At 61.6% G+C, this 15,609-nt stretch carries 15 protein-coding genes; 8 read left to right on the forward strand and 7 right to left on the reverse strand.

From position 1 onward, the window contains the following. Positions 1-108: 108 nt before the first annotated feature. The 7 genes from cmoB to JFU58_RS14970 all read right to left on the reverse strand — a co-directional run bounded on the left by cmoB (position 109) and on the right by JFU58_RS14970 (position 7,406). The gene (gene cmoB, locus JFU58_RS14940) at positions 109-1,065 is read right to left on the reverse strand and encodes a tRNA 5-methoxyuridine(34)/uridine 5-oxyacetic acid(34) synthase CmoB (protein ID WP_201141032.1); all 957 of its coding nucleotides are present in this window, start codon (positions 1,063-1,065) and stop codon (positions 109-111) included. After that, entirely contained in the window at positions 1,062-1,805 is a 744-nt protein-coding gene (cmoA, locus tag JFU58_RS14945; RefSeq protein ID WP_063033045.1) for a carboxy-S-adenosyl-L-methionine synthase CmoA, read from the reverse strand. Before cmoA ends, cmoB begins: the two co-directional genes overlap by 4 nt. A gap of 141 nt (positions 1,806-1,946) precedes the next feature. Beyond that, a complete protein-coding gene (locus tag JFU58_RS14950) occupies positions 1,947-2,378 on the reverse strand; it encodes a hypothetical protein (RefSeq protein ID WP_063033044.1) in 432 nt (143 codons plus the stop codon). A 145-nt stretch (positions 2,379-2,523) separates the two neighbouring features. Continuing rightward, the gene (locus JFU58_RS14955; RefSeq protein ID WP_177025452.1) at positions 2,524-3,177 is read right to left on the reverse strand and encodes a lysoplasmalogenase; all 654 of its coding nucleotides are present in this window, start codon (positions 3,175-3,177) and stop codon (positions 2,524-2,526) included. Position 3,178: 1 nt separating this feature from the next. Beyond that, on the reverse strand, positions 3,179-3,571 hold the full coding sequence (locus tag JFU58_RS14960; RefSeq protein ID WP_063033042.1) for a protease inhibitor I42 family protein: 393 nt from the start codon (positions 3,569-3,571) through the stop codon (positions 3,179-3,181). 202 nt (positions 3,572-3,773) lie between these two features. Then, positions 3,774-6,194, reverse strand: a complete 2,421-nt coding sequence (gene lon / locus JFU58_RS14965; protein WP_063033041.1) for an endopeptidase La — start codon at positions 6,192-6,194, stop codon at positions 3,774-3,776. Between the two features lie 222 nt (positions 6,195-6,416). After that, positions 6,417-7,406 carry a GntR family transcriptional regulator gene (locus JFU58_RS14970; RefSeq protein ID WP_017476082.1) on the reverse strand — a complete coding sequence of 330 codons (990 nt, stop codon included), beginning with the start codon at positions 7,404-7,406 and terminating at the stop codon, positions 6,417-6,419. Positions 7,407-7,741: 335 nt separating this feature from the next. On the opposite strand from JFU58_RS14970, the gene JFU58_RS14975 reads away from it, so the two are divergent. From JFU58_RS14975 to JFU58_RS15010, 8 genes are all read left to right on the forward strand, one after another. After that, positions 7,742-9,085: an amidase gene (locus JFU58_RS14975; protein ID WP_201141034.1), complete on the forward strand. Its 1,344-nt coding sequence runs from the start codon at positions 7,742-7,744 to the stop codon at positions 9,083-9,085. A gap of 11 nt (positions 9,086-9,096) precedes the next feature. After that, on the forward strand, positions 9,097-9,975 hold the full coding sequence (locus JFU58_RS14980) for a polysaccharide deacetylase family protein (protein ID WP_003234086.1): 879 nt from the start codon (positions 9,097-9,099) through the stop codon (positions 9,973-9,975). 42 nt (positions 9,976-10,017) lie between these two features. Beyond that, positions 10,018-11,358 carry an MFS transporter gene (locus JFU58_RS14985; protein WP_063033039.1) on the forward strand — a complete coding sequence of 447 codons (1,341 nt, stop codon included), beginning with the start codon at positions 10,018-10,020 and terminating at the stop codon, positions 11,356-11,358. A gap of 11 nt (positions 11,359-11,369) precedes the next feature. Continuing rightward, positions 11,370-12,131 carry an SDR family NAD(P)-dependent oxidoreductase gene (locus JFU58_RS14990; RefSeq protein ID WP_201141036.1) on the forward strand — a complete coding sequence of 254 codons (762 nt, stop codon included), beginning with the start codon at positions 11,370-11,372 and terminating at the stop codon, positions 12,129-12,131. A 161-nt stretch (positions 12,132-12,292) separates the two neighbouring features. Next, on the forward strand, positions 12,293-13,042 hold the full coding sequence (locus tag JFU58_RS14995) for an SDR family NAD(P)-dependent oxidoreductase (protein ID WP_008438505.1): 750 nt from the start codon (positions 12,293-12,295) through the stop codon (positions 13,040-13,042). A gap of 13 nt (positions 13,043-13,055) precedes the next feature. Continuing rightward, a complete protein-coding gene (locus JFU58_RS15000) occupies positions 13,056-13,355 on the forward strand; it encodes a hypothetical protein (RefSeq protein WP_201141038.1) in 300 nt (99 codons plus the stop codon). Beyond that, the gene (locus JFU58_RS15005) at positions 13,352-14,326 is read left to right on the forward strand and encodes a CobW family GTP-binding protein (protein WP_201141040.1); all 975 of its coding nucleotides are present in this window, start codon (positions 13,352-13,354) and stop codon (positions 14,324-14,326) included. Before JFU58_RS15000 ends, JFU58_RS15005 begins: the two co-directional genes overlap by 4 nt. Next, positions 14,323-15,495: an ABC transporter substrate-binding protein gene (locus tag JFU58_RS15010; protein ID WP_201141042.1), complete on the forward strand. Its 1,173-nt coding sequence runs from the start codon at positions 14,323-14,325 to the stop codon at positions 15,493-15,495. The genes JFU58_RS15005 and JFU58_RS15010 overlap by 4 nt, the downstream gene beginning before the upstream one ends. Positions 15,496-15,609 lie beyond the last annotated feature (114 nt).

Here is a 15,609-nt window from a genome sequence, read left to right on the forward strand (position 1 = left end):
CTCGCGAATGCGGTGTATCAGTCAATACATGTGCTGACTGACACACGGCATTCGCGAGCAAGCCCGCTCCCACATTTTTGATCTCCATTTAGTAAGGGAGAGTGGGGGTTATTTCCTGGCGACAATCACCGCCCGCATCGGCGCCGGCAGCCCTTCGATGGTCTTGCTGTGATCTTCAGGGTCCAGGAAGTCGCTGAGGGACTGATACTTCATCCACTCCGTGCCGCGCTGTTCCTCAATCGTGGTCACGCTCACATCCACACAGCGCACATCATTGAAGCCCGCACGCCGCAGCCACAGCATCAGCGCTGGCACCGATGGCAGGAACCACACGTTGCGCATTTGCGCGTAACGGTCTTCCGGCACCAGCACCTGCTGCTGATCGCCTTCAACCACCAGCGTTTCCAACACCAATTCGCCGCCCTTCACCAGGCAATCCTTCAGCGCCAGCAAATGTTCGATGGGCGAACGGCGGTGGTAGAACACGCCCATGGAAAACACCGTATCGAAGCCCTCCATGTTCGACGGCAGGTCTTCAAACGGGAACGGCAGGTGCCAGGCCCTCGGCTCTGACAGGTAACGCTGCACCGCCTGGAACTGGCAGAAGAACAGCCAGTTCGGGTCGACGCCAATCACGCTGTCCGCTCCGGCGCCGAGCATGCGCCACATGTAGTAACCATTGCCGCAGCCCACATCGAGAATGCGCTTGCCCTTGAGGTCCAGGTGCGGCGCGACCCGCGACCACTTCCAGTCAGAGCGCCATTCCGTGTCCACGTGCACGCCGAACAGGTCAAACGGGCCCTTGCGCCACGGGCACAATCCCATCAGCGCGGTACGCATTTGCGCACGGGTTTCGTCGTCGCAATCGGTGTCGAGCACCAGGCCATTGAGCAGGTCGATTTCGCTGGGCATGATTTTCGGCAGCGCATCCAGCGCACTCTGCCAGCGCTCCAGGTCGCCATGACCTTTTTCCATCTTCGCATCGAGTTGCGCTTGCAGGCCTTGGGCCCAAACGGCCAGGGGAGTGCCGACCAGATGGCGGGCGAGGGGAGACAGATCAATCATGGCAAGGCAATCAACGAGGCAAAGTTAAGACACTGGAACCACGGCACGACTTTGGAGAATCCGGCCGCCAACAGGCGTTCGCGGTGTTCTTCTAGGCTGTCGGGCTTCATGACGTTTTCGATGGCGCTGCGCTTCTGGGCGATTTCCAGTTCGCTGTAGCCGTTGGCGCGCTTGAAGGCGATGTGCAAATCGGTGAGCAGCGCGTGTTCTTCCGGGTCATTGAAGCGCAGCTTTTCCGAAAGGATCAGCGCGCCGCCCGGCAGCAGCGATTGGCGAATGCGCGAGAGCAACGCCAGGCGTTGTTCGGGGCCGATGAATTGCAGGGTGAAGTTCAGCGCTACTACCGACGCCGGCTGGAATTGCAGCGCGAGGATATCGCCCTCGATCACCTCCACTGGCAGCAACTCCTGGAACATCGAGTCCTGGCCATTGAGGTATTCGCGGCAACGCTCGACCATCGCCGCCGAGTTATCCACCGCGATCACTCGACAACCGTCGGTGCGCACGTGACGGCGCAGGGCCTGGGTCACCGCGCCGAGGGATGAACCGAGGTCGTAGAGCACACTATTGGGCTGGGCAAACTGCGCCGCGAGCACGCCGAGGTTCTCGACGATGGTCGGATAACCGGGCACCGAGCGCTTGATCATGTCCGGGAAAACCCGCACCACGTCTTCGTTGAAGGCGAAGTCCGGCACCTGGGGCAGGGGCTGGGCGAATAGGCGATCGGGTTCTTTGCTCACGGCTGTTCCGGCGACGAAGGGGAAAAGTCGCGTATTTTAGCGTACCTGCCCGTGGATGCAGTGAGCTTTTAGCCTTATAAATCTGATTTCCGGTCACGATCACCTCACCGTGTAGCAGAGGCGATCATGGGCTTGGAATTTTTAACGCAGGCCTGATTTCAAGTCGTACGCGCAGGTTAAATTAATTGTGTTAGTTGTATTTCCATGCAAGTAGCCGTCGAGGGTAATGCTTCCTTTGAAGTGGCCTTTTGTGAGGTCAAAATTGACGGTGAGTTTTGCCTGGGTCACTTCGTAGGGGCCACCACCGATCAAAGGGTATATGTCCAGGTAATGAATGCCTGGACTCCCCGGGAATTCATGCTCACCGTTCTGAATGTTTTTATCCATTTGAAGGAATATCTCAGATATCGTACTCGGTGAATATAATTGCACCGCTCTAATGATAATGACGTCTTCGCTGGGGTGTACGTACGCTTCACTATAGTCAGGCACAAAGCTTGTTATAGCCTTGCCATTAAACGATCCGGTCGTATGGGTGATTGATGTGATCTTTTTATGTTTGCGCGCAGTCATGATTAATTCCTTTACGTTGGATTACTCCGTAAGGAAACTACCGAAGCTGGCGGTTGCCGAGAACTGTCATAATTGACAGTTTTTTAGAATTTTTAGTGATTACTTGTAGAGCGTAAAGGAATAAACCTTTCTGCCTGGCTGTAAACTAGCGCGTTGTGTGTCTTTCACGAGTTGGTTGAGCAAATGCCGATGCGGTAATCCCCCACTGCCCCAGCCAATAACTGACGATCAGCAAATACGGCGCCGCTTCAAACGAAACCACAAACCGATTGATCCCAATCAGCGTGTCGGAAAACACGAACGACACTGCGCCCGCTGCCGCCAGGTACGCCGAGCGCTTGGGCACATCGCTGCCCAATCGTGCCAGTGCTCGCCACAACATGGCGCTGATCACCAGCGCGTAAACCACCACCGGCACCAGCAATGGGCCCAGGCCATGGGAAATCAGGATGCTCAGCAAGATCGCACCCACCACCAGCGCCAACACCAGCGGCAAAATGGCCGGGCGGCGGCAGTCGCTCAAGTAGGCTTTCAGGTACGCCAGGTGCGCGAACAAAAATGCCCCCAGGCCGAAGATGAACAAGTCGCCGGGCCAGGCCAGCAGCACATCGCCCACCAGGGAAAAAATCAGCCCCAGGCTGATCCAGCGTCGATAGTCGGTGGGCGGCGCATCATGCAGCCAGCCCAGTAGCGCCAGTACCGGTAATGGCTTCACTAACAGGCAGAGCAGGGCTGCGTGGGTGCTCAGGCCGTAGATAAAGGTTACCGCCCCCATCAACGCAAGGATCATCCATGGCATATCAGTTCACCGTAATGGCGCAGTCGAAGGTCTCGGCCGGTTCTGCTTCCGGCTCCCAGGGTTGTTGTGAGGTGAGGCGCAAACGGCCCTGGCCGGCGTTGAAGGCCTGGAAGCGCCAGGTGGATTGACCGCCACTGCCGACCACGCCGGTGCCTTCGGTGTTGCTGTAGACCTCGGGGCTCAGGCTGCGCAGCACGCCGCCGGCGGAATCCTGGATGGCCCAGCGGTAACCGGTGGTGGGATTGCTGGGCAGGGTCAGGATCAGGTTCTGCCCGGTCTTGAGTTGCAGCGGGCAAGCGCTCTGTTTTTCCACGGTGACGTTTTGCTTCGGCGCACTGGCGCAGGCGGCGAGCAGGCAAAGGCTCAGGGGGAGAAGCAGGCGGGCAGCGGTCATGGGGGCTCCGTTGTTTGGCGACGAAGGGCGAGCATAACCGAAGATGAGACAAGGTGTGACAAGCGAGGAAGTTGTGTTGATAGGACGGGCGCCATCGCGGGCAAGCCCGCTCCCACATTTGACCGCGTTGTCATTAACAACACCGATCCCTGTGGGAGCCGGGCTTGCCCGCGATGGCGTCAGTCCAGGCACTACATAACTATCAGAACAACACCTTCGCCACATCCGCAAAGCGCTTGGCAAAGTGCACCGTCATCCCTTCCTTCAGGTACTCCGGCAGCTCTTCAAAGCTCCCCCGGTTAGGCTCCGGCAAGATCAGCTCGTGAATCTTCTGGCGCCGCGCCGCAATCACCTTCTCGCGTACCCCGCCAATCGGCAGCACATGCCCGGTCAACGTCAGCTCACCGGTCATCGCCACGCCTTTTTTCGGCGGCTGGTTACGCGCCAGGGACAGCAGCGCACTGGCCATGGTCACGCCCGCGCTCGGGCCGTCTTTGGGCGTGGCACCTTCCGGCACGTGCAGGTGTACGAAGGCTTCATCGAAGAATTTCGGGTCACCGCCAAACGACTTCAGGTTGGAGCTGATGTAGCTGTAAGCAATCTCGGCCGATTCCTTCATCACGTCACCCAGTTGCCCGGTGAGCTTGAAGCCACGGTTGAGGGTGTGAATGCGCGTCGCCTCGATCGGCAGGGTCGCGCCGCCCATGCTGGTCCAGGCCAGGCCGGTGATCACACCGGTGCCCGACAGCACTTGCTCGTTACGGAACACCGGCATGCCCAGGGAGGCTTCCAGGTCCTTGTTGCCGATCTTGATCACCGAGTCCGGCTCATCCAGCAGCTTGACCACCGCCTTGCGCACCAGTTTGCCCAACTGTTTTTCCAGCTGACGCACACCGGCTTCCCGGGCGTAGCCATCGATCAGCGCGCGCAGTGCACCGTCGCTGATGGACAGGCTGTTTTTCGACACACCGGCTTTTTCCAGCTGCTTTGGCCACAGGTGGCGCTTGGCAATCGCGACCTTTTCTTCGGTGATGTAGCCCGACAGGCGAATCACTTCCATCCGGTCCAGCAATGGGCCGGGGATCGAGTCCAGGGTGTTGGCGGTGCACACGAACAGCACTTTGGACAGGTCCAGGCGCAGGTCCAGGTAGTGGTCGAGGAATTCGACGTTCTGTTCCGGGTCGAGGGTTTCGAGCAGGGCCGAGGCCGGGTCGCCCTGGTAGCTCTGGCCCATCTTGTCGATCTCGTCGAGCATGATCACCGGGTTCATCACTTCCACATCTTTGAGGGCTTGCACCAGCTTGCCCGGCATCGCGCCGATGTAGGTGCGGCGATGGCCCTTGATCTCGGCCTCGTCACGCATGCCGCCGACGCTGAAGCGGTAGAACGGCCGGCCCAGGGATTCGGCAATCGATTTGCCGACACTGGTCTTGCCCACACCCGGCGGCCCCACCAGCAACACGATGGAACCGGCGACTTCACCTTTGTAGGCACCCACCGCGAGGAATTCGAGGATGCGACTCTTGATGTCGTCCAGGCCAGCGTGGTGCTTGTCGAGCACTTTGCGGGCGTGCTTGAGGTCGAGTTTGTCCTCGCCATACACACCCCACGGCACCGAGGTGGCCCAGTCCAGGTAGTTGCGGGTGACCGCGTACTCCGGCGACCCGGTTTCCAGGATCGACAGCTTGTTCATTTCTTCGCTGATGCGTTTTTGCGCCTGGGTCGGCAGTACCTTGTCCACCAGGCGTTGTTCGAACTGCTCGACGTCGGCGCTGCGATCGTCCTTGGTCAGCCCCAGCTCTTGCTGGATGACCTTGAGTTGTTCCTTGAGGAAGAACTCGCGCTGGTGCTCGCCGATCTTGCGGTTCACTTCGGCGGAGATTTCTTTTTGCAGGCGCGCGACTTCGACTTCCTTGCGCAGCATCGGCAAGACTTTCTCCATGCGCTTGAGCATGGGTACGCAGTCCAGCACTTGCTGCAGCTCATTGCCGGTGGCCGAGGTGAGGGCGGCGGCGAAGTCTGTCAGCGGCGACGGATCGTTGGGGCTGAAGCGGTTGAGGTAGTTCTTCAGCTCTTCGCTGTACAGCGGGTTGAGCGGCAGCAGTTCCTTGATCGCATTGATCAGCGCCATGCCGTAGGCCTTGACCTCATCGGTCGGCTGGGTCGGCTGGTGCGGGTATTCGACTTCCACCAGGTAAGGCGGGCGGTGGTGCTTGAGCCAAGTCTTGATCCGCACGCGGGTCAGGCCCTGGGCGACAAATTGCAGCTTGCCGTTTTCGCGGCTGGCGTGATGCACCTTCACCAGGGTGCCGTACAGCGGCAGGCTGGAGGTGTCGAAGTGGCGCGGATCTTCGGGCGGGGTTTCCATGAAGAACAGGGCCAGGGAGTGGTGGTCGGATTTGCTCACCAGCTCCAGGGTTTCGGCCCACGGCTCTTCATTGACGATCACCGGCAACACTTGCGCCGGGAAGAAAGGCCGATTGTGGATCGGGATGATGTAGACCTTGTCGGGCAGGTTTTGCCCTGGCAGGGCCAGGCCAGTGTTGGCGGAAGTGTGTTCAGCGTTTTCCGGGTCGGCGTAGTCGTTGAGGTCGATGTCCGGGAATTCTTGCTGGTCGCTCATGGGGCACCTGCATAAGGAAGTATGCAGGTTAGATGGGGCAGGTCGGCCGTGGTTTCAATGGGTGGGGTGAGATAGCAACATATTGCACAATATTTTCAAAAGCGCCGCTGAACAAATGTGGGAGCGGGCTTGCTCGCGAATGCGCTCTGTCAGTCAATGCATCTGTGACTGATGCGCCGCAGTGGCGAGCAGGCCCGCTCCCACATTTTCGATTGCATTTCGTCAGCTGAGTTTGTGCAAGTAGGCCGGTAAAGGCTGTTCGGGTAGCACCGACAGCACCTTCAAACGCTGCAACATCCGCTGCCGGGCCCGTTGCAGGTGCTCGCGCAGGTTCAGCGCGGCGGCGTCGAAGGCGCCATGCAGCAACAGCTCCAGGATCAGCCGGTGCTCGGCCAGCATCGCCGGATCGGCGCCGATCCCCAGCAGGCGGTAGAAAATCCGGCTGATGATCATCGGGCTCTGACCCTGGCGAATCAACGCGGCGATCTTGCGGTTTTGCAGGCCCGCCAGGCAGTGTTGGTGCAGGTCTTCCTCGATTTGCTCGATTTCCTCCAGGCTGCAGTGGGCGCTCTCTTGCGCATCAAGCACCCGCTGCAACATGGCTTGCAGCAGGTCGCGGTCGAGGTTCGGCGCGCTTTGGCGCAGGGCTTCCGGCTCCAGGCAGGCGCGCAGTTCGTAATCTTCGGTGACTTCCCGGGCGGTCAGTGGCCCGGCCAGCCATTGGGAATAGGGTTCCTTTTCCACCAAGCCACGGTCCCGCAGACGCATCAGCGCTTCACGCACCACCGCGCGGCTGACGTTGTAGTGCTCGGCGGCGGCCTGTTCATCGAGGCGGTAATGCCCGAAGGCGATGCAGGTCGAGAGCGCTGCGCCTATTTCCTCGACGATCCGCTCCCCCAGTGGCCGGGTGTCCACCAGCTCATCTTCACCGTTGAGGCCCAGGTGCGCATGGCTCAGGGGCAGCCGCAGCGGCTCCATGTCCAGGCCGTCGGGGTTGATCAGGTAACCCCGGCCATCGAAGCGGCAGATCAACCCTTCGTCATGCAACAGGTTCAGGGCTTTGCGCACCGGCACCCGGCTGGTGCCGAACAGCTCGGCCAGCGGCGCTTCCAGCAACACCAGGCCATGGCGGGCGGTGCCGTGGGTGATGGCGTCGCGCAAAACCTGGTGAATCATCGCGTAACGGGAAGCCGAGGCTGACACTGCTTTCATCGGGTTCTCTGGAGCTAACGGGTCGGTGGCCGGGGATTCTCTCATAGTTGCGCCTGTCACTCTGCGCCACGTCGGTGGCACTTTTTTGGGGCCTTAAGAGGGGGGTTGTTACCTTTCTGCACCAAAATGTACTTATTAATAAAAGATACATTATTTCATTGTGGGCGAGGGTTAGAGCTCAGCCGATAATTCTTTTGATGTCTGAAACCCATCTAGCCCGTGTATCTGCTCGAAGCTGTCGAATTCGCCCAAAAAGGTGACCACAAGACTGGCACGAAAGCTGCCTTTGTAAAATGTACATTTTATTAATATGTACGTTTTAGAAGGTCATTCCCATGTCAGACGCCACTTCACTGGCCGAGGATTTTGCCAGCGGCCGCAGCGACCCGGTGCAGGCCCTCGAACAGGCACTTGCTCACGCGAGCCAAGTCCCCAGCGTATTCATCTCCCTGACTGCCGAGCGCGCCCGCCGTGAGGCGGAAGCGTCCGCTGCCCGTTGGCGTGCCGGCCAGCCGTTGAGCGTGTTCGACGGTGTGCCCCTGGCCTGGAAAGATCTGTTTGATGTGGCTGGCAGCATTACCACGGCGGGCGCGGCCTATCGCAGCCACGCGCCGGCCGCCTTGCTGGATGCGCCGAGCGTAGGCCTGTTGTGCCGCGCCGGCATGGTCAGTGTGGGCAAGACCAACCTCAGCGAGCTGGCGTATTCCGGCCTGGGCTTGAACCCGCATTTCGGCACGCCGCACAACCCGAGCAGCGTCGACCAACCGCGGATTCCCGGCGGCTCATCGTCCGGTTCAGCCGTCGCCGTGGCGGCCGGTATCGTACCGATCGCCATGGGCACCGACACTGCGGGCTCCATCCGTATTCCCGCTGCGCTGAATGGCGTGGTGGGGTACCGCAGCAGTTGCCGGCGCTACAGCCGCGACGGCGTTTTCCCGCTGGCTCACACCCTCGACAGCCTCGGCCCGCTGACTCGCAGCGTGCGCGATGCGTTGGCCATCGACGACCTGCTCAATGGTCGCGACCAGCGCCCGCCACGCCAGCCCCGTAGCCTCAACGGCCAGCGGTTCTGGGTCGAGCAAAGTGTGCTGGAAGACGCACGGGTTGAATCTGCGGTGCGCGACAACCTGCAACGTTGTGTGGACCGATTGAAGGCAGACGGCGCGCTGATTGACGTGCGCCCCTCGAAGACTTTCCAGGCCACCCTGGATCTGATCCAGCACCAAGGCTGGCTTGGCGCTTTCGAAGCCTTCGCCCTCCACGAAGCCCTGCTCGACAGCCCTGATGCCGAGCAACTCGACCCCCGGGTACGCCGTCGCCTTGAAGCCGCCCGTACGCTGCCGGCCAGCCAACTGCTGGCGCTGTACGACGCCCGTCGCCGCCTGCAACAGCAGCTTGTCGACGAACTCGACGGCGCGATCCTCATCACCCCCACCGTGGCCCATGTGGCCCCGGCCCTGGCGCCGCTGGAAGCCGACGACCAACTGTTCGTCAGCACCAACCTCGCCACGCTGCGCCTGACCATGCCCGGCAGCCTGCTGGACATGCCCGGCGTCAGCCTGCCCAGCGGCCGCGATGCCCTGGGCCTGCCCACCGGTCTGCTGCTCAGCGCCCCCAGCGGCGAAGACGCGCGCCTGCTTCGGGCCGCACTGTCAGTTGAAACCGCACTCATTTTTTAAGGAGACACATCATGGCTAAAGACATCCTCTGTGCATTTGGCGTCGACGTCGACGCGGTCGCCGGCTGGCTCGGCTCCTATGGCGGCGAAGACTCCCCGGACGACATTTCCCGTGGCCTGTTCGCCGGTGAAATCGGTGCGCCACGCCTGCTCAAATTGTTCGAGCGCTACGGCCTGCGCACCACCTGGTTTATCCCCGGCCACTCGATGGAAACTTTCCCCGAGCAAATGAAGGCGGTGGCCGACGCTGGCCACGAAATCGGTGTGCACGGCTACAGCCACGAAAACCCGATTGCGATGACCGCCGAGCAGGAAGAAATCGTCCTCGACAAGTCCATCGAGCTGATCACCCAGGTCACCGGCAAACGCCCCACCGGCTATGTCGCGCCGTGGTGGGAATTCAGCAAGGTCACCAACGAACTGCTGCTGAAAAAAGGCATCAAGTACGACCACAGTCTGATGCACAACGACTTCCATCCGTACTACGTGCGCAAGGGCGACAGCTGGACCAAGATCGACTACAGCCAGCACCCCGACACCTGGATGAAACCCCTGGTACGCGGCGAAGAAACCGACCTGGTGGAGATCCCGGCCAACTGGTACCTCGACGACCTGCCGCCGATGATGTTCATCAAGAAAGCCCCCAACAGCCACGGCTTCGTCAACCCGCGTCACCTGGAAGAAATGTGGCGCGACCAGTTCGACTGGGTCTACCGCGAGCACGAACACGCGGTGTTCACCATGACCATCCACCCCGACGTTTCCGGCCGCCCGCAAGTGCTGCTGATGCTTGAGCGGCTGATCGAACATATCCAGAGCCATGCCGGCGTGCGCTTCGTCACCTTCGACGAAATCGCCGATGACTTTATCCGCCGCCAACCGCGGACCTGACACCCGTACCTAAACCCTGGCCAACCTCCCGAGGCGCGATTCATGTCTATCTACAACAAGCTTGATCTGACTGGCTGGAAACCCCGGCAACTGACGCCCAAGGAAGTGCGTTTCGCCACCTGGATCGCGTTTTTCGCCTGGGTGTTTGCGGTGTATGACTTCATTCTTTTCGGCACCTTGCTGCCGGAAATCGGGCGGCACTTTAATTGGGGTGAAGTGGAGCAAGCGGAGATAGCGACATGGGTGGCGGTAGGCACCGCCGTGGTTGCGCTGGCCATCGGTCCGATCGTTGACAAGCTGGGCCGGCGCAAAGGGATTATTTTCACCGTCGCCGGTTCGGCAATCTGTTCGGCACTGACCGCCATTGGCGGCGCGTGGGGCAAGTCTTCGCTGATCCTGATCCGTTCGCTGGGCGGCCTGGGGTATGCCGAAGAAACCGTCAACGCCACTTACCTGAGCGAACTGTACGCCGCCTCGGATGATCCGAAACTGGCCAAGCGTCGCGGCTTTATCTACAGCCTGGTGCAGGGCGGCTGGCCGGTGGGCGCGTTGATCGCGGCAGGTTTGACCGCGCTGTTGCTGCCGGTGATTGGTTGGCAGGGTTGCTTTGTGTTTGCGGCGATCCCGGCGATTGTGATTGCGGTCATGGCGCGCAAGCTCAAGGAAAGCCCGCAGTTCCAGATTCACCAGCGCATCAGCGAGCTGCGCAAAAGCGGCTCGGTGAAAGAAGCGCAAAACGTCGCCGTGACCTACGGCGTGGACTATGACGAACACAGCAAGGCCGGCCTCAAGGCCGCCTTCCGTGGTCCGGCCCGCCGTGCAACCTTGGTGATTGGTGCGGCGTTGTTGCTCAACTGGGCCGCCATCCAGGTGTTCAGCGTGTTGGGTACGTCGGTGATTGTCAGCGTGCACCACATCTCGTTCGAGAACTCGCTGATCATCCTCGTGCTGTCGAACCTTGTGGGTTACTGCGGCTACCTCAGCCACGGCTGGATGGGCGACAAGATCGGCCGTCGCAACGTCATCGGCCTGGGCTGGATGCTCGGCGGGCTGTCGTTTGCCGGGATGCTGTTTGGCCCAAGCAACATGGCGATGGTGGTCGGGCTCTACAGCCTGGGCCTGTTCTTCCTGATCGGGCCGTACTCGGCAGCACTGTTTTTCATCAGCGAAAGTTTTCCCACCAGCATCCGGGCCACCGGCGGCGCGATCATCCATGCCATGGGGCCCATTGGTGCAGTGGTTGCCGGGTTTGGCGCGACCCAAGTGTTGTCGGCCGGCAGTGACTGGCAGACCGCTGCGCTGTGGTTCGGCGCGCTGCCGTGCTTCCTGTCCGGTGCGTTGATGTTTGCCGCGCGCCATGTGCGTCCGGAAACCGTCCAGTAAGGAGTCAGTTGATGAGTCGTAAAGTTGCATTGATTACCGGTGCCGCCAGCGGCATCGGCCAGGCCCTCGCGGTGGCGTATGCCCACAGCGGCGTGGCGGTGGTGGGCGGGTATTACCCGGCCGATCCCCATGACCCGCATCACACGGTTGCGCTGGTGGAAGAGGCCGGCGGTGAATGCCTGATGTTGCCATTGGACGTGGGCGATACCGCGTCGGTGGATAACCTGGCTGCGCAGGCGGTCCAGCACTTCGGTCGCCTCGATTACGCGGTGGCCAACGCAGGATTGTTGCGCCGTGCGCCACTGCTGGAGATGACAGACGCGCTGTGGAACGAGATGCTCAACGTCGACCTGACCGGGGTGATGCGCACCTTCCGGGCGGCGACCCGGCACATGCATGAAGGCGGCGCGCTGGTGGCGATTTCGTCGATTGCCGGTGGTGTGTATGGCTGGCAGGAGCACGCGCACTATGCGGCGGCCAAGGCAGGTGTGCCGGGGTTGTGTCGGTCGCTGGCGGTGGAATTGGCGTCGTTGGGGATTCGTTGCAATGCGGTGATTCCGGGGTTGATCGAGACGCCGCAGTCGCTGGACGCGAAGAACTCCCTCGGGCCGGAAGGGCTGGCGAAAGCGGCGCGGGCGATTCCGCTGGGCCGGGTAGGGCGTGCGGATGAAGTCGCGTCTCTGGTGCGGTTTTTGACCAGTGAAGAATCGAGCTACCTGACCGGGCAGAGCATCGTGATTGATGGTGGCTTGACCGTGCGCTGGCCGGACTAACCCCCAGTTTTAAGCCGGACTCGCTCCAAATGTGGGAGCGGGCTTGCTCGCGAAAGCGGAGTGCCAGCCAATACATGTGGAACTGATCCACCGCATTCGCGAGCAAGCCCGCCCCCACATTTTTGACCGTGTTCGCCGTTTGATTATTTCAGGAGTTCACCATGCCCCAACTCGCTAACCGCCGCGCCGTGATCACCGGTGCCGGCAGCGGCATCGGCGCCGCCATCGCCCGCGCCTACGCCGTCGAAGGTGCGCGCCTGCTACTGGCCGACCGCGACGCCGCCACCCTCGCCGAAACCGCCATCACTTGCCGTAACCTCGGCGCCGAAGTCCTCGAATGCGTGGCCGACGTCGGCACCGTCGACGGCGCCCAGGCCAGCGTCGATGCCTGCGTCACCCACTACGGTGGCATCGATATCCTGGTCAACAACGCCGGCATGCTGACCCAGGCCCGGTGCGTCGACCTCACCCTCGACATGTGGAACGACATGCTGCGGGTCGACCTCACCAGCGTGTTCGTCGCCAGCCAGCGCGCCTTGCCCCACATGATCGCCCAGCGCTGGGGCCGGATCATCAATGTCGCCTCGCAACTGGGGATCAAGGGCGGTGCCGAGTTGACGCACTATGCAGCGGCAAAGGCCGGCGTGATCGGCTTCACTAAATCCCTGGCCCTGGAAGTGGCCAAGGACAACGTCCTGGTCAACGCTATCGCGCCCGGGCCGATTGAGACGCCGTTGGTAGGCGGCATCAGCGACACCTGGAAACGCGCCAAGGCCGCCGAGCTGCCGCTGGGCCGTTTCGGCTTGGCGGACGAAGTGGCGCCCACCGCTGTGTTATTGGCCAGCGAGCCGGGCGGCAATCTGTTCGTCGGCCAGACCCTGGGCCCGAACTCCGGCGATGTCATGCCATGAGCGGGCACTAAGCATGTGTGGACTTTGCGGCCTGCTGGGCGAAGACCTGCACTGGAGCGATCCCCTGGGCGATGAGTTGCCGCGCCGCCGCGAACGCCTGCACCGCATCGCGGCGATCAACCAGGTGCTGGCGGTGTTCCGGCTCAAGGTCGAAGACTTCCAGGGCGCGTCCTATCTGCTGCTGGGCGCCACCGGCAAACAGGAGCTGGCCAGCGGCCTGGATCAGCTGTGGCGGGCGGCAGAGACCATGCTCGGTCGGCCGTTGGACCCGTTGGACCCGCGACTGCTGGATCATCTGGAGCAACAGCCATGAGCATCGCCCTCAACGTCATCACCGGCTTCCTCGGCAGCGGCAAGACCACCTTGCTCAAGCGCCTGCTGCAAGGTGAAAGCCTCGGCGACACGGCGTTGCTGATCAATGAATTCGGCGACGTCGGCATTGACCATCTGCTGGTGGAAGAAGTGGCCCCGGACACGGTGCTGCTGCCCAGCGGCTGCGTCTGCTGTTCGATTCGCGGCGAGTTGAAAGACGCCTTGCTCGGCCTGTTGCAGCGTCGTGAGCGGGGCGAGATTCCGGCCTTCAAACGGGTGATCCTGGAAACCACCGGCCTGGCCGACCCGGCGCCGATTCTCGCCACCTTGAATAACGACGTGCAACTGCGCGGGCGCTTTCATATCGGGCTGGTGGTGACGCTGGTGGACGCCAGCCACGCCGCCTTGCAAGAGCGCCTGCACCCGGAATGGCTGGCGCAAGTGGCCGCCGCCGATCGCCTGCTGTTGAGCAAGACCGACCTCATCGAAGACTGCAGCCCGTTGCGCGCGCACTTGCAGGCACTGAACGCCGGTACGCCGATCCTCAATACCTGTGACATCGACAGCGGCGATCAACTGCTGCTGGGCGAAGGCCTGCGCAGCGCCGAACCCGCTGCCGAAGTCAGCCGCTGGAAACTCCATCAAACCACCGCCGCCAATCACGGCGCCGCACAAGTCTGCTGCCTGACCTTCGATCAGCCGCTGGATTGGGTCGGTTTCGGGGTCTGGTTATCGATGCTGTTAAGATGCCACGGCGAACGTATTCTTCGCGTCAAAGGACTGCTCAACGTGAACGCCAGTAACGCTCCCATCGTCATTCATGGCGTGCAGCATTGCCTGCATGCCCCGGTTCACCTGCCTGCCTGGCCGGGGACCGATCGGCAATCACGCCTGGTGTTTATCCTGCGCGGTCTCGACCCGGCATTGCTGCGTCGCTCCTTTGAAGTGTTCTCCAGAAGGTTCGCCGCATGATCACGCTTCGCGTCCTCGGTACCTCGGTGACCTTGCTCGAATGCCTGCGTGTGCGAGCTGAAAAAGAGCTGGGCATTCGCCTGGTGTACCAGGTACACGATGTGGAGCAGGCCCAGCGCATCGCGGTGATGCAGCCGGACAGCTACGACCTCTACGACCAGTGGTTTCACAACGTCGATTTCGTGTGGCCGGCCCGGGCGATCCAGCCGATCGACACCCGGCGCATTGCGCTGTGGCACGAGATCAACGACCTGCCCAAGCGCGGACGTTTGTCCGCCAACGACCGCCTGGGCAGCGGCAGTGTGCCCAGCGAGCGCCTCTTCGTGCAGCACGATGGCAGCCTCGGCAGCACCGTGACCGAACGCATCAGCATGTTGCCCCTGACCCACAACGCCGACAGTTTCGCCTACCGCCCCGAGCGCTTGCCCGAAGGGTTCAACCGCGCCAATGAGAGCTGGGGCTGGCTGCTCGACCCGGCCTGGGGCGCACGCACCGCGCTGCAGAGTGATGCCGCCATCGGTGCCCTCGACGCGGCGCTGGCCGTGCAAGGCGCGGGGCTCGCGAGCTTCAAGGACATCGGCAACATGAGCATCGAAGAGATCGATGTGCTGGCGGATATCCTTGTACGCAAGCAGAAGGAAGGGCACTTCGCGGCGTTCTGGTCGGATGACGAAGAGGCGGCGCAATTGATGCTCAGCCCGAGCATCGACATCCAGAGTTTGTGGTCACCGACCCTGATGCGCCTGCACCGGGCCGGGGTCAAATACCGCTTGGCGGTACCCCGTGAAGGTTATCGCGCCTGGTTCGGCGGGTTGTCGTTGTCGCGCCATGCCAAGGGCCGGGTGCTGGATGCGGCCTATGCTTACCTCAACTGGTGGCTGTCCGGCTGGCCAGGTGCGGTGATGGCGCGCCAGGGTTATTACATCGGCAACCCGGCCCGCAGCCGTGATCACCTGAGCAGCGCCGAGTGGGATTACTGGTACGCCGGCCTGCCCGCGCGGGAAGAGCTGTTGGGCAGCGATGGCTTGCCGTTGATTGATGTGGGCGAAGTGCGCGACGGGGGCTCCTATGAGCAGCGCATGGGGCACATCGCGGTGTGGAACTCGGTGATGGACGAGCACAACTACCTGGTGCGGCGCTGGGGGGATTTCATGCGGGCGCGTGGCTGAGGCAGAGGCTTGTCGCCAATTTAATGACACCCAAGTTCCCGTATTTATTGGATGCACTTCTTCCTTTGCGCAGCTAGTCTGGATAGTTCGAATGTCCTTTTAAAAAGGACGTTT

The sequence above is a fragment of the Pseudomonas sp. TH34 genome, from assembly GCF_016650865.1.
In the GTDB taxonomy this organism is placed as follows: domain Bacteria; phylum Pseudomonadota; class Gammaproteobacteria; order Pseudomonadales; family Pseudomonadaceae; genus Aquipseudomonas; species Aquipseudomonas yamanorum.